Origin of the sequence: Vibrio sp. 10N.247.311.13 (assembly GCF_041467595.1) — a bacterium.
Classification (GTDB): Bacteria; Pseudomonadota; Gammaproteobacteria; order Enterobacterales; family Vibrionaceae; genus Vibrio; species Vibrio crassostreae_C.
This window is the reverse complement of sequence record NZ_JBFSUX010000045.1, coordinates 26,211-39,973: the sequence shown is the minus strand read 5'-3', so window position 1 is coordinate 39,973 and position 13,763 is coordinate 26,211. Positions and strand designations below refer to the sequence as shown.

12 protein-coding genes are annotated in these 13,763 nt (G+C 45.2%); all 12 read right to left on the bottom strand.

Annotated features, from left to right (window positions below):
- On the bottom strand, positions 1 to 961 hold a 961-nt coding region (locus tag AB6E52_RS16795), incomplete at its 3' end, for a flagellin (protein WP_372189962.1).
- 648 nt (positions 962 to 1,609) lie between these two features.
- Positions 1,610 to 2,746 carry a flagellin gene (locus tag AB6E52_RS16790; protein WP_017064128.1) on the bottom strand — a complete coding sequence of 379 codons (1,137 nt, stop codon included), beginning with the start codon at positions 2,744 to 2,746 and terminating at the stop codon, positions 1,610 to 1,612.
- Positions 2,747 to 3,164: 418 nt separating this feature from the next.
- Positions 3,165 to 4,355, bottom strand: coding sequence for a flagellar hook-associated protein FlgL (flgL, locus tag AB6E52_RS16785; protein WP_017064129.1), 1,191 nt, complete (start codon positions 4,353 to 4,355; stop codon positions 3,165 to 3,167).
- A 10-nt stretch (positions 4,356 to 4,365) separates the two neighbouring features.
- Positions 4,366 to 6,246 (bottom strand): flagellar hook-associated protein FlgK, encoded by a 1,881-nt coding sequence (gene flgK, locus AB6E52_RS16780; protein WP_017067655.1) that lies wholly within the window; start codon positions 6,244 to 6,246, stop codon positions 4,366 to 4,368.
- Positions 6,247 to 6,466: 220 nt separating this feature from the next.
- On the bottom strand, positions 6,467 to 7,384 hold the full coding sequence (gene flgJ / locus AB6E52_RS16775) for a flagellar assembly peptidoglycan hydrolase FlgJ (RefSeq protein WP_017064131.1): 918 nt from the start codon (positions 7,382 to 7,384) through the stop codon (positions 6,467 to 6,469).
- Positions 7,385 to 7,397: 13 nt separating this feature from the next.
- A complete protein-coding gene (locus tag AB6E52_RS16770) occupies positions 7,398 to 8,489 on the bottom strand; it encodes a flagellar basal body P-ring protein FlgI (protein WP_017062257.1) in 1,092 nt (363 codons plus the stop codon).
- A 94-nt stretch (positions 8,490 to 8,583) separates the two neighbouring features.
- Positions 8,584 to 9,360: a flagellar basal body L-ring protein FlgH gene (flgH, locus tag AB6E52_RS16765; RefSeq protein ID WP_017062258.1), complete on the bottom strand. Its 777-nt coding sequence runs from the start codon at positions 9,358 to 9,360 to the stop codon at positions 8,584 to 8,586.
- Between the two features lie 87 nt (positions 9,361 to 9,447).
- The gene (gene flgG, locus AB6E52_RS16760) at positions 9,448 to 10,236 is read right to left on the bottom strand and encodes a flagellar basal-body rod protein FlgG (protein ID WP_017062259.1); all 789 of its coding nucleotides are present in this window, start codon (positions 10,234 to 10,236) and stop codon (positions 9,448 to 9,450) included.
- 21 nt (positions 10,237 to 10,257) lie between these two features.
- On the bottom strand, positions 10,258 to 11,007 hold the full coding sequence (locus AB6E52_RS16755; RefSeq protein ID WP_019825277.1) for a flagellar basal body rod protein FlgF: 750 nt from the start codon (positions 11,005 to 11,007) through the stop codon (positions 10,258 to 10,260).
- A gap of 253 nt (positions 11,008 to 11,260) precedes the next feature.
- Positions 11,261 to 12,565, bottom strand: coding sequence for a flagellar hook protein FlgE (gene flgE, locus AB6E52_RS16750; RefSeq protein WP_102321491.1), 1,305 nt, complete (start codon positions 12,563 to 12,565; stop codon positions 11,261 to 11,263).
- 49 nt (positions 12,566 to 12,614) lie between these two features.
- Positions 12,615 to 13,328 carry a flagellar hook assembly protein FlgD gene (gene flgD / locus AB6E52_RS16745; RefSeq protein WP_010439286.1) on the bottom strand — a complete coding sequence of 238 codons (714 nt, stop codon included), beginning with the start codon at positions 13,326 to 13,328 and terminating at the stop codon, positions 12,615 to 12,617.
- Positions 13,329 to 13,345: 17 nt separating this feature from the next.
- The gene (flgC, locus tag AB6E52_RS16740) at positions 13,346 to 13,759 is read right to left on the bottom strand and encodes a flagellar basal body rod protein FlgC (protein WP_004736176.1); all 414 of its coding nucleotides are present in this window, start codon (positions 13,757 to 13,759) and stop codon (positions 13,346 to 13,348) included.
- Between the last annotated feature and the right edge of the window lie 4 nt (positions 13,760 to 13,763).

The following is a 13,763-nucleotide window of genomic DNA, read 5'->3' as shown; positions in this document are numbered from 1 at the left end:
TGCTGATAGCGTGGTCGAAACGGTTTTGGAAAGCACCTAGCTCAGCACGGTGGCTATCTACATACTTAAGTGCCGCATCGATAATAGCTACAGACTCTTGTGCGCCGCCAACTGATGTTACGTCGATAGTATCAACCGTTACGTCTTTGCCAGGTTGCATGCCTAGTTCGCCAGCCAGGCTGCCAGAGAATGCCACTTCGCCTTCAACCTTGTTGTTACCAGTAAACATTTGTAGCTTACCGTCTTCAGTTACAGACGCTTTAACAGAGTCTTGTTGACCGTTGATGTACGTTGCTAGCTCTTCGATGTCGTCACCCGCTTTTGCGCTGATGTCGATTTCTTGTGCTTGACCGAAGTTATCAGTGAACGACATTTTTAGGTCGTTAGAGCCTGCTTGAACGTTCCAATCTTTATCTTTCGCGTTCTCAGTTTGGTAGCTCTTACCACCCATCTGAGCGTTATCAGAGCGCATGTCTTTCAGTTGAAGCATTACCGCTTCACCGTTGTCTGCACCGATTTGGAATGATTTAGTACCGTGAGTACCGTTAAGCAACTTATTGCCACCAAAAGACGTCGTTTCCGCGATACGGTTCAGTTCGTCGTTCAGCGCTGTTACTTCTTCTTGAATCGCTACACGCTCAGATTTTGAGTTTGAGCCGTTTGAAGATTGTAGAGACAAATCACGCATACGTTGCAGGATGTTAGTCGTCTCATTCATTGCACCTTCAGCTGTTTGTGCAATTGAGATACCGTCGTTCGCGTTACGTACAGCAACATCAAGACCACGACTTTGAACGTTCAAACGGTTCGAGATTTGTAGACCCGCAGCGTCATCTTTTGCGCTGTTGATTTTTGAGCCAGAAGCTAGACGCTCCATTGATGTTTGTTGTGCGCTGTTTGCGTTGTTTAGGTAACGTTGCGCTGTCATCGCTGAAACGTTTGTATTTACATTCACTGCCATGGTGATTTCTCCAATTGATTTTCCGGTATAGCGGTTTCCGACGTCTCGGAAAACCAAGTAGTTCTCTCAAAGTTACTTTTAATAACGGCGCGAAAATCAGAAGCTTTAGAAAAACTTTCAAAAAACCACAAAAAAAATATTAATCTAATATTTATCAACAACTTAATTTTCATCATTTTCTAATACAGCGATAGATTTCAATTGGAAAAAGATCTTAATCTGTTCAGAAAGCGTACGAACCGCCGTCTAAATGGCTCAAGGTCGAGAAATGATCAATCGCCAAAGATCTCTGACTTACGCAAATCTTGTGTAATAGATGACATTATTTGTCGTGAAGAAGAACCATCAAATAGAGATTTGGAAAAGGTAGTGCGAGAAAGTTCACAGGAAAATAAATAGCAAAAACAAGAAATACAGAAAGGAAAAAGCCCCTTTTCCTTTGAGAGAACCGGGGCTAGTTGGCGCGTCAGAGCCTGTGTGGAGATCATCGAGAAATGAACACATTTCCGACTTGCCGTTGCATTCTTACTGCAAAAATGGATAGCAGGTGAGAGATGAGAGAGCTAAACATTCAATAGTAAGTATGCTTGCCAGTTTCCCTTGCTGCATGGCTCACGTCTGAACACGAGCAGCAAGTTCAACCAATAACTATTGCAATAATGACATTGCAGAGTTAGGCAACTGTTTTGCTTGAGCAAGTATTGAAGTACCTGCTTGTTGCAGAATTTGTGATTTGGTCATTTGCGTCGTCTCTTTCGCAAAGTCCGTATCTTTGATTCGGCTGTTTGAAGCGTCTACGTTCTCTTGTACGTTTGCCAAGTTATTAATACTGTGGCTTAGACGGTTCTGTTTTGCACCCAAATCAGCACGCTGTGAATCCACGTACTTCATTGCAGAATCAATCACGCTGATCGCGTTCTGTGAACCCGCAACGCTGGTTAAGCTAACATCTTGAACCGAGGTTGCGCGGCCTTCACTCTTAATACCTAGCTCAGACGCTAGACCACCAGAGATAGACATTGGGCCGTCAAGGTCAGGTTCAGCAACGAACAGTTGAATGCGACCATCATCAGTAACCGATGCGTTCACAAGATCAGACTGACCATTAATGTAAGTCGCAAGCTCTTCGATATCATCGCCCGCTTTGGTATTGATATCTAAAACGATGTCTTCACCCGCTTTGGTTTTGAATTCGAACTTAAGATCGCTCGCTGTTGGCGGCACTTCCCAGTTCTTATCTTTCGCGTTTTCTGAATCGAACGTAGTACCACCCATACGGTAGTCATCTGCACGGATACTTGTCAGAGCCATGATCATTGCTTCACCAGAGTTAGAACCGATCTGGAATGAAGCTTCACCGAATGAACCGTTCAGTAGACGACGACCACCAAACGATGTGGTTTCCGCAATACGGTTAAGCTCATCTTGAAGTGCCATTGACTCTTCGTTCAGTGCAGTACGCTCTGCCGGCGAGTTAGTGCCGTTTGATGATTGAATCGCTAGATCACGCATACGTTGTAGTACGTTAGTCGATTCGTTCATCGCGCCTTCTGCTGTTTGAGCAATCGAAATACCGTCGTTGGCATTACGCATTGCCACATCAAGACCACGAGACTGAGCGGTTAGACGGTTCGAGATTTGCAGACCTGCCGCATCATCTTTCGCGCTGTTGATCTTGTGACCAGATGACAAACGCTCCATAGAAGTCGCTAAGTCATTAGATGCTTTATTCAGGTAACGCTGTGCTGTCATAGCAGATACGTTAGTGCTTACATTGATAGCCATTTTGCTCTCCTTATGAGTTCGCAAAGTTTCTGCGAAGCGGCCAGCTTTACTCTCATATGGATAAGCACTGACCGTGTATTACTCGATAAACCCTATACAAGGTTTAAGATCTGTATTAATCATTTATAACCAACACAGATACAAGTTGTATGCCAAGTTTAATATCATATAAATAATTTTTTAATTATCTAAAAATCAGAAGCTTACAAACAACACTGCGCAATTATGATTTTCTACTATTAGAAGATGAAAAACATTCACCTTCCTTATTGCCGTTTTTTGCCGCTATTCTAGAAACATCATGCTTCGTACAAAAAAGCGGCAAACTGTGGCGTCATTCGCACGTATGGCATAGCACATACGGCAAGGAATCAACGCCATGGTGATCGACAAGCCACCACTAAATACCGATTGATCATTAAATATAGTTAAACAAGGTCAGGTCTTTGGTTTTACCAAACGCTTGTTGAGAAGCTTGCAATGCTCGAGAGTTTTCATTGAACTCAATGATGGCTTTCGAGTAATCCAAGTCTTCAAAGTTGCTTTTCGCTTTGGCTAAAGACAACTTAAAATCTTCATGTTGCTGCTCTTGAATATCCAGCGTACTTAAACGCGCACCGACATCGGTTCTAGCCTTCGTTAGATGAATAAACGCAGCATGAAATTCTTCGGTCACTTGGTGCAATTTCGCTGTTGCTGATGCATCCGATACCGGGTTTTCAGCCTGCTCAGCCGCCTCTTTGAACGTATCAAAGATAGAGAAAGTCTCTCGCGGTTCTAAGGTGATCGAATCACCTTTAGTGATTTGGCCTTTGATTTGGATATTCAGACCTTCATAGACAATGCCAGTCGAAGGATCAAAGTCTTCCGCGGCCACCACTGCGCCATCTTTTTCAAGCTGATAAGCGAAATTGCCCGTCTGCATGTCGACAAACGTCACTTTATAAGTAGACCCATCTTCATCGCTGTTGGTCGCACGCCCGAGCAATAACTCAGACGCAGGTTCAAGCTCGTACTGAGGTTCGTAGTCACCGAACGGGTTGTCTATTTCCATAAACATCTTGCTGCCCGGATCATTCATTGCCATTTCAAAGCTGCTTGCCACACGCATCTTGCGTTGGTAGTCATCACCTTGATATGTCACATTCCCTTCGTTATCTCGAAAGAAAGGCTGATTTTTCGGCTTAGTGCCTGCAAACGTGTAGTTACCCGACTCATCTTGAGAGTTGGCTAAATGCAGGAAGTTATTCGCCAGTTCTTGAATTTCACGCTTCTTAGCTAAACGGTCTTCCGGAGAAAGCGCACCGTTGATCATTTCCATCACGGTTCGTTTTGCTTCATCAGCAAAGCCTTCAGTGTTAGAAACCAATACTTCATGATGCTCAAGACGGTTTCTGACTAGAGTAATCGCATCGACATACTGTTTAAGCTGTTCTGACTGCTGACCAATGTTCTGTAAATAGTGCGTCGCTAATGGGTCATCACTTGGCGACTGTAACTTCTTACCCGAAGCAAGTTGTGCTTGGTTGTGATGCACCTTGTTCTCTTGACGGCGCAAGTCGTTTTGTACTGACTGATAATTATGGAAGCTAGAGATACGATTCAACATTTATACCTTCCTATCTCAGAGCCAAAATAGTGTTAAACGTATCGTTGGCTGCTTGCATGATACGTGAAGAAGCCATATACGCTTGCTGAAATTTCATCATGTTTGCCGCTTCTTCATCGAGGTTTACTCCCGAGATAGAAGCAATACGTTCTTGAGCCGACTGTTTTTCTAATGTCGCAATATCACTCAGGCGATTTGCCGTTGAAGACTTCAAGCCCGTATTAGTATTCAAGTTGTGGTAAAGGTCTAAAATCGTAGACTCACCATCATTCAACAGCTTTCCTGTTTGAAGATCTTGTAGCTTACGCAGGTTACCGTTGTCACCTTCTGATGGGACAAGGTTTGCCGTAAACTTATCATTTGCCACCGCACCGGGTGTGAGCTCAAACGTTGTACCGTTGATGGTCACTGGCCCTTGTGGCGGATACGGTTGAGGCTGCATTAAAATGTTACCCTTCGGATCCGTCACAGCAAACTGCTCACCTTTTGGTGAGACAATCACTTCAAACTCACGCAGTTGACCTGCTTCTAGGATTTTAAATCCCGCTGTACCCTTGGCAAACGTGGTCGATGCCTCATAACTTTGCGCAGCAATGTCTTTCGGGTCTTTGGTTTCCATATGAATCTGCGCAGCAAAATTACGCGTTGGACGCAGTAACAGTTTCTCTCCTAGTTCAGGAGGGTTACGTACTTCCACTCGCATGCCATCAAGATAAAAAGCACTACCGCTAGAGTCGGTCGCCATCTTAACGGTCTCACCGTTCGGCTTAGTCACGACATAATCACTGCCATCGTATTTCAGTCCATACTCACCGCCTTTTAAGGCAGAAGTATCATCAATGTATACCGCAACATCGGCTTTCGATTGCCCGCTAGCCGTGACACGAGATTTTGCCACCAGCTCTGAGTTCACGTCGGTAAACAAGTCCTTACCTACGTTGCCGTTAAGATCCAAACCTTGTTCTTGAAGACTATTGACCTCATATGAAAACGCGGTCGCCAAACGACCAAGCTCATCCATGATTGCTGGGATATGTTCGTCACGCATGTCTAGCATGGCGCCGATTTTTCCGTCGATATCACTGCTGGTGATCGGTTTTAAAGACTTACCTTCAACAATCGCTAGGCGGCGCTGATGTGCATCGGGTAAGCCATCAACCATCTTCAGCTGACTCGCTTCACTACCAGAGACCAAGGTATGGCCATTACCAATATGGACATTAAACCCTTCGGCATTTGAGCGTGGTGTCACCGTAACTTTGGTGTAACCAGAAAGCTCATTAATCAACTTTTCATGCTGATCTCGTAGGTCATTATGAGGCCCAGGAGTTCGCATCATTAAACGCTGAACATCACGGATCTCGTACGCAAGTTGGTTAACTCGCTCGATACCCATATCTAATTTTTTATTCGTAGAATCAGACTGTTGACGAACTGTTTCATGAAATTCATTCAAGGTTTTAGTTACAAGCCCTGCTTTCTCTAACACGACCTTACGCGCACCCACATCATTTGGGGTATCGGCGAGAGTCTTAACGGAATCAAACCATTCGTTGAGGTTTTCTGGAATCTTCTTTGAAGCGACCGACGACAACATGCTCGACAACATATCGAGGTTGGCTTCGGTATCGCCTTTGTTGGCGGCATTGGTTGTCGATAAGTTAAGTTCTTTGACGGCAAACTGATCCCAAGAGCGGCGAACATTTTCCACATGTACCCCCATACCGTAGGATTGCCCACCGTACTGGCGCGGGTCATTCACACCTTGAATCACAGACTGGCGGCTATAGCCCTCTGTGTTAGCGTTAGAAATGTTATGACCTGTGGTGTTGAGCTGTCTCTGAGCCGTAAGAACACTTTGTGCCCCTACATTCAGAAGATCCGACGCCATAATGCCCCCAAAAAACTTAACAAAACCAGAATGAACTGATTAACTACAACCGTATATTACTAAGATAATTGCAATATATGTGCCAACAAAAACAATAGGAAATTAAAAGACGATAATTTATTGAAGTGTAAGGAGATAACTATGGATTCCGCGTAAGAACTGAAGGGGCGGAGAAGAAAAGAGCCTGCCAGTAGCAAGCTCTCTATGTTGATTTATGACGCTAGTTCATCTCATCAATCTTGGCTTTAACTCGTAAAACCTTGTCTGCATAGTTAGGGTCAGTTGCGTAACCAGCCTGATGAATACCTTTGATGAAATTCTCTGAATTGCCTTGATGCTGTAGCGCCGTTTCGTATCTTGGATTTTCGTTCAAGAACTTCACGTAATCATTAAAGCTATCTTCGAAATTAGAGTAAGAACGGAAGGAAGCTGACTCTTTAACGGCGGTTTTGCCATGGAACTCAAGAGTTTGAGTCGCGACCTTATCGCCCTTCCAACTTCTATCTGCTTTGATGTTAAATAAGTTATTGCTGTTGCCCAAAGAGTTCTTAACCATTTTAGAACCCCAACCCGTTTCAAGGGCAGCTTGTGCCAATAGAAGAGACGAGTCCACACCAAGCGCACTTGCCGCTTTTTCCGCGTAAGGCTTCATTGAGGTCACAAACGATTCTGGAGAATCAAAGGATACTGGCTGTTTTGCTGCTTGCGCAGGTTGAACGTCTGACGCTCGCTCTTCCGAACGGCCTGAATATTGCGGTCTTTGCAATGAAGCATCAAAGCCTTCACTGCGAACCTTCTCTTCAGACGTATCGCTTGCTTGGCCAGCGCTTAGTTGAGCCACGATCATATCTGCAAGACCTAATGAACCTGAAGCGCTTAACTCACTCGCCATTTGGTCATCTTGCATCTGACGATAGAACTGCTCGTTCTGGCTGTTCAACATATCCGACTTAAAGCTCGAGTTAGCATCGCGCATTGACTTAAACAACATCGAGGTGAAAATCGATTCAAACTGTTTTGCCGCCGCGGTTAATGCTTCTTTCTCGCTACCTTCTTCACCGTTTACCGCTTGTTGACGAAGACGGTCTAAACTACCGATGTCGTGAATAAAGCCGATGTCATTGTTATTCTTAATCATGCTTTACCCCTTCTTAGATAATGATCAATTGGCCTTCAATTGCACCCGCTTGTTTCAGTGCTTGAAGGATTGCCATTAAATCAGAAGGTGCAGCGCCCACTTCATTGACTGCGCGTACCAAATCGTCCAGCGTTAGGCCAGGTTCAAATTTGAACATCTTACCATCGCCTTCCGTGATTTCGATATCAGAATCAGGGACCACTACCGTTTGGCCACCAGAGAATGCATTCGGTTGGCTTACGTTTAGATTTTCTTTAATTGCAACCGTCATACCACCGTGGGTGACCGCCGCCGCTTTTAGGCGAACGTGCTTACCAACCACAATCGTACCTGTACGAGAGTTGACGATGATTTTTGCAGAGCCTTCAGCAGGGTCGAACTCGATGTTTTCGATAGCCGACAAGAATGCTACACGCTGGCTGATTTCACGCGGTGCACGAACTTTTACTGAAGTTGCGTCTACCGCTGAAGCCATTTGTGGGCCTAGGAAATTATTAACCGCATCAGCCATACGCTGAGCCGTTGTGAAATCTGATTGGATTAGGTTGAAGGTGATGTAGTCACCACGACCGAATGGCGTTGGGATCTCTTGTTCAACCGTCGCACCGCTAGAGATGATACCAACGTTAGGGTTGTTACCGACAATCTTAGAACCGTCGTTACCTTGTGCACTAAAGCCACTTACCACCAAGTTACCCTGCGCGACCGCATACACTTGACCGTCTAGACCTTTCAAGAAGGTCTGTAGCAAGGTACCACCACGAAGGCTTTTTGCTGAACCGATAGAAGAAACGGTTACGTCAACTTCTTGGCCTTGCTTAGAGAATGCTGGCAGTTCAGCAGTCACAATAACAGCCGCGACGTTTTTGGTTTTTGGCTTAGTGCCGGGCGGCAATTGGATGCCAAAATTTTGCAGCATTGCGTTAAATGTTTGATCGGTAAAGGGAGTTGTCTCACCAGTACCCGGCAAGCCCGTGACCAAACCATAACCTACAAGTTGGTTACTACGAACACCCGCCACTTTTGCCACGTCTTTGATTCGCGCAGCATGGGCACTGGTGGCAAGAAATAGCATGCCGAATAGTACGAGTGTCAGTTTTTTCATTGAGTAACCTGTCTGTATTGCTTTAATTTATAATAGCTTAGCTAAATGTGGCTCAGTGATAGAGGCTGTCAGTATGTCGTCGTCCTATCAAGCTCTACAGAGATACATTAAAGAATCGTGCCAAGAATCCAGGCTCTTGCATATCTTTCTGCACGCCCGTGCCCGAGTACTGAATTCGTGCGTTAGAAACACGGTTTGAAGCGATGGTATTTTCAAAATCAATATCATCAGGACGGATGGTGCCGCTTAGGCGGATATACTCATCGCCTGTGTTCAGTGTCATCCACTTCTCACCACGAACCACTAGGTTGCCATTGGCTAATACTTCGATCACTTCTACGGTGATATAGCCGCTGATGCTGTTACTTTGGTTGGCTGATGCATCACCAGCGAAGGTATTGGTGTTGCTCAGATCGTAAGAGAAGTTGTACTTATCGATCGTCAGCTCTTGACCACCAACAGCCAGCGGCTCCATCGATGCATCATTCGACTTAGACATGTCTGCGTTGGCTTTTTTGGTCGCTCGAGTATTCTCATCTAGCGCTACAGTGATGATGTCACCAATACCACGAGGCTTTGAGTCGTCATACATGCTGCCAATGTGGTTCACATTAAACAGTGAGCCCGTTGCCGCTGCATAATGCTCTGGCTTCTGCTTGGGGTTGATTGGCGCCCATGCAGGGTCACCAGCAATTGGATCGGTTCGCCCACGAAGCGTGTCGATAATTCCTGAACTTTCTTCTGCCGACTTATCGCCTTCAACCGCATCAACCACTGTGGTCGCGTTCTCTTGTGCTGGCGTCTCAATTGGATCCAGTACTGTACAACCAGTCATCGAAGCTAACAGGGCTAAACAAAAAATACGTTTCATGGCGATATACTCTCAGCAGGCAGTGGTAAATGGGTCAATTAGCAAAAACAGATCGATTAATTAAAAAGTAAACGGCGAATAAACCAATTACAGCTGTTGGTTAACAAAGCTCATCATCTTGTCTACTGACGAGATAACTTTCGAGTTCATTTCGTATACACGCTGAGCTTCAATCATGTTTACCAGCTCTTCGGTTACGTTTACGTTTGATGTTTCTAGCATCGATTGGCGGATGTTACCTAGACCATCAAAGCCCGGAACACCCTCTTGTGGGTCACCACTCGCGCCAGTTGGCAAGTAAAGGTTTTGACCTACTGGTTCTAGACCACCTGGGTTTACAAAGTCAGTAATGGTAATTTGACCAACCACGACGTTGTTTTGCTCACCACGTAGACGAACCGATACTTCACCGTCGTTACCAACCGTTACCGAGATCGCGTCTTCAGGAATCACGATTTCTGGTTGTAGAGGGTAACCTTGGCCCGACGTTACGATCGCGCCTTCACCGTTCAGTGTGAACTGACCATTGCGGCTGTAACCTGTTTCACCGTCTGGCATTTCAACTTGGAAGAAACCATCACCTTCAATCATCATGTCTAGGCTGTTAGACGTCGTTTGCGCGTTACCGTGAGTGTGCACTTTTTGAGTTGCCACTACCTTAGAACCCGCACCCAGCATCAAACCACTTGGCAGCTCAGTATTCTGAGACGATTGACCACCCGGTTGATTAATATTCTGGTAGAACAGATCTTCAAATACCGCGCGACTCTTTTTAAAACCAATGGTCGAGGCGTTGGCAAGGTTGTTCGAAATCGTTGAGATATTGGTTTGTTGGGCGTCTAAACCCGTTTTGCTTACCCATAATGCTGGATGCATAGCAATGTCCTTTAAATTCTATTAGCTCATACGAAGCAGTGAATCAGACGACTTGTCCATTTCCTCTGCTGTGCTCATCATCTTGACCTGCATTTCAAATTGACGTTGTAAGTCAATTAAGCTGGTCATTTCACCTACAGCATTTACGTTACTGCCTTCGATAGCACCTTTTAGCAACGTTACCGCTGCATCTGCTTCGTATGCCTGATCTGGGTTTTTCGAACGGAATAGACCATTCGTATCTTTAAACAAACTTTGGTTGTCTGGACGCACAAGCTTAATACGATCAACGACGGCCAATTCTTCAGCTGGAGCGCCTTGAGGAATCACCGAAATCGTACCGTCAGTACCAATTTCTACTTTACTGATTGGGATGGGCAGCGTGATTGGCGCATCGTTTTCACCTAGCACCAAATGGCCACTTGCATTGGTTAGCAAACCGTTTTGGTCAACCTTAAGGTTACCGTTACGCGTTAAACCTTCGCGGCCGGTGTTATCCATAACTGAAATCCAGCCATCACCTTGAACGGTAACATCGAGATCTCGGCCAGTGGTAACCACACTACCTTGCGCAAAATTATGACCAGGACGCTCTGTCATGCTGAAAACACGAGTAGGCATGCCTTCACCATACGCTTGCATTGAACGTGCTTGTGCTAAATCAGCACGGAAACCCGTTGTACTTACGTTGGCAAGGTTGTTTGCACGTAGCTGCAAAGCCTGCATATTTTGCTTTGCGCCACTCATGGCAAGAAACAGTGCGCGATCCATAATTTTGCTCCAAAAAATCATCTTCTAGAGCTTATAAAGCAAACACTGTGCCAATATTTTTAACTGTTATTTATCAATAATTTAAATAGAAAATGAACAAAGAGGGGTGATCATTAAAGGATCATTCAGGAAGAATTGTTGCCAGTGGCATTACCGTGCGGCAATAGGGGCGGCAAATAAGAAGACAAACAACAATACCCAATTCAATAACATTGAATTGGGTATTCGCAGATGATTCAAACGCTCGAAACGATTAACGAATCTGAAGAATATTCTGTTGCAGTTGGTTGTGCACTTCTAGAGAACGCGAGTTCGCTTGGAAGTTACGTTGAGCAGAAATCAAATCAACCAGTTCTTGAGTCATATCGATGTTCGACTGCTCTAGTGAGCCGTTGTTGATACTACCAAATGAACCTTTGTTCGATTCACCCCAGATTTTAGAACCTGAGTCATTAGTAGAATCCCACTGAGTGCCGCCTTTCTTATCTAGGCCTTGCTCATTGGGTACACGAACCAAGCCTACACGGCCAAGCATCACGTTTTCACCATTTGAGTAAGTACCTAGAACACTGCCGTACTCATCGAAATCGATTTTTGTTAAGAAACCTGTTGTCGCGCCATCTTCATCAAACTTAGTCAATTCAAACGGAGCGGCAAACTGAGTTGAAGAATCTAGACCAAACTTAAGCACTTGAGTTGGATCAGCACCGTTCAAGTCAATAGGGTTCGCACCAGTACCCAGTGGTTCCGAGTTAATCGGCTGACCATTGTTCAGGCTCGCCAACGTACCGTCATTGTTGAACTTCATTGTGTGACCAACATGGCCTTGTGCATTCGTCGCATCACCACCAGTAATGTTGACCGGCTTTTCACCGTTCTCATCTGACATGGTGTAGTATGTCTGCCAAGTGTTTGGTTGAGTCTGATCTTTGAGGTAGTAAGTCGTTAACTTGTAAGACTGACCCATAGAATCGTATACCGTCGAAGACGTTGCACGGTTATAGGTATCAGCATCTTGGTAGTTAAATGCAGCCGGGTCTTTAAGATCACCGTTTGCAGGAAGGTTAACTCCTACTTCAATGTTTTCTGTCTGTTTTGGCTTACCAAACTCAGCAGGAATGTCGAGTGGCTTTGGCGCGTAAGAAAGAACTTCACCCGAGTTTGGATCAACATCGTAACCTAAAAGAAACTCATCGTTAGCGGTAACCATGTAGTTGTCTTTGTTTAGGTGAAATGCACCATTACGCGTTAATTCGTTAATCTCTGGCACCATGCGGTCTTTCGATACTGCAAAGAAACCTGTACCACTTACACGTAAGTCCATTGGGTTGTTCGTATAAATACTTGAACCTTCGTGGAACTGTTGCGCCACTTGGCTAGCTTGCGCACCGCCACCAGCAGTCGTTTTTGCGTTAGTGAACAACGAGCTTGAGTAAACATCACCAAACTCAGCACGAGACTCTTTAAAGCCAAATGTGTTTGCGTTCGCAATGTTGTTACTGGTTGTATTCAGGTCTAATTGTGCAGCGGATAAGCCGCTTAAAGCTACATATGACATTCCATTATTCTCCTAATCTATCTAGCTAGCATAGTCACTCAATAAAGAGCTACGCTTTACCAACTTCTAGTACTTCAGCAAGTCGTACTGGCGATGTGAAACCAGCCAGATTGAGTAGTACGTTGCCATCGCCCTTACCAAGAAGCACACTGTTCACGTTCGCATAACTGGAAACTTGGAACTCTGTGTTCTCGCCATCCAGCAAACCCGACGCTTTCACGTTGTATTTACCGGCCGGCAATGGGTTACCGTCTTCGTCTTTTCCGTCCCATTCAACACGTGTATCACCAGATGGTTTAGAGCCTATATCAAATGTGCGAACCAATTGGCCAACTTCGTTCTCAACACGGACCATTACATTGTCCATTGCCTGAGGAAGCTTAACCATTGCCGCCATACCGCCATCACCGGGTTTTACACCTGCCGCACCAGGAACCAATACATCACGGCCAACTAATGAAGAGGCCTGAAGTGCTTGGTTAGAGGTCATTGATGAATTCAAGCTTTCAAACTGTGTATTCATTTTGCCAATGCCATCTACGGTCGCAAATGAAGCCATTTGCGCAATCATCTGGTCATTGCTAACCGGCTTGAAAGGGTCTTGTTGTGCTAGTTGCTTAGTCAACAAAGATAAGAAGTCTTCTTGTTTAAGATCCTGCTTACCTGTTGTTTCGTCGGGCTTTTTAGCGCCATCTTGAAGACTCTTCAGCTGGTCAACATAGGACAAGCCGCTTTGACCAACATTGTTGTTGATTCCAGCCATGTGCTACCTCCTTATCCTTATTGACCCATCTGCAGCGTACGCAGCAGCATTTGTTTACTCGAGTCAGCAACCTGTACGTTCGTTTGGTACGCACGTGATGCCGAAATCATGTTTGCCATCTCTTCCATAACGTTCACGTTAGGCTTGTAGATGTAGCCTTCGTTGTTCGCTAATGGGTGATCCGGGTTGTACTCCGCGCTTAGCGGCTTATCGCTTTCCACAATACCTAATACTTTCACAGGCACAGTGTGACCACTGTTGCGTGCTTTATTTAACTCAGCGCCGAACACTGCGTGACGAGCCTTGTAAGTTTCTTCAGCAGAACTACTTACACTGTCCGCGTTCGCAAGGTTGCTCGAGGTCGTATTTAGACGAACAGATTCAGCACTCATCGCAGAACCAGTCACATTGAATACATTGAATAAACTCATCTAA

Bases quoted from the DNA above. Each gene is read 5' to 3' on its own strand.
- flgC (WP_004736176.1), bottom strand. From the start codon at position 13,759: ATGAGTTTATTCAATGTATTCAATGTGACTGGTTCTGCGATGAGTGCT.
- flgD (WP_010439286.1), bottom strand. From the start codon at position 13,328: ATGGCTGGAATCAACAACAATGTTGGTCAAAGCGGCTTGTCCTATGTT.
- AB6E52_RS16790 (WP_017064128.1), bottom strand. From the start codon at position 2,746: ATGGCTATCAATGTAAGCACTAACGTATCTGCTATGACAGCACAGCGT.
- flgJ (WP_017064131.1), bottom strand. From the start codon at position 7,384: ATGATTAAGAATAACAATGACATCGGCTTTATTCACGACATCGGTAGT.
- flgK (WP_017067655.1), bottom strand. From the start codon at position 6,246: ATGGCGTCGGATCTTCTGAATGTAGGGGCACAAAGTGTTCTTACGGCT.
- AB6E52_RS16755 (WP_019825277.1), bottom strand. From the start codon at position 11,007: ATGGATCGCGCACTGTTTCTTGCCATGAGTGGCGCAAAGCAAAATATG.
- flgH (WP_017062258.1), bottom strand. From the start codon at position 9,360: ATGAAACGTATTTTTTGTTTAGCCCTGTTAGCTTCGATGACTGGTTGT.
- flgE (WP_102321491.1), bottom strand. From the start codon at position 12,565: ATGTCATATGTAGCTTTAAGCGGCTTATCCGCTGCACAATTAGACCTG.
- AB6E52_RS16770 (WP_017062257.1), bottom strand. From the start codon at position 8,489: ATGAAAAAACTGACACTCGTACTATTCGGCATGCTATTTCTTGCCACC.
- flgG (WP_017062259.1), bottom strand. From the start codon at position 10,236: ATGCATCCAGCATTATGGGTAAGCAAAACGGGTTTAGACGCCCAACAA.
- flgL (WP_017064129.1), bottom strand. From the start codon at position 4,355: ATGTTGAATCGTATCTCTAGCTTCCATAATTATCAGTCAGTACAAAAC.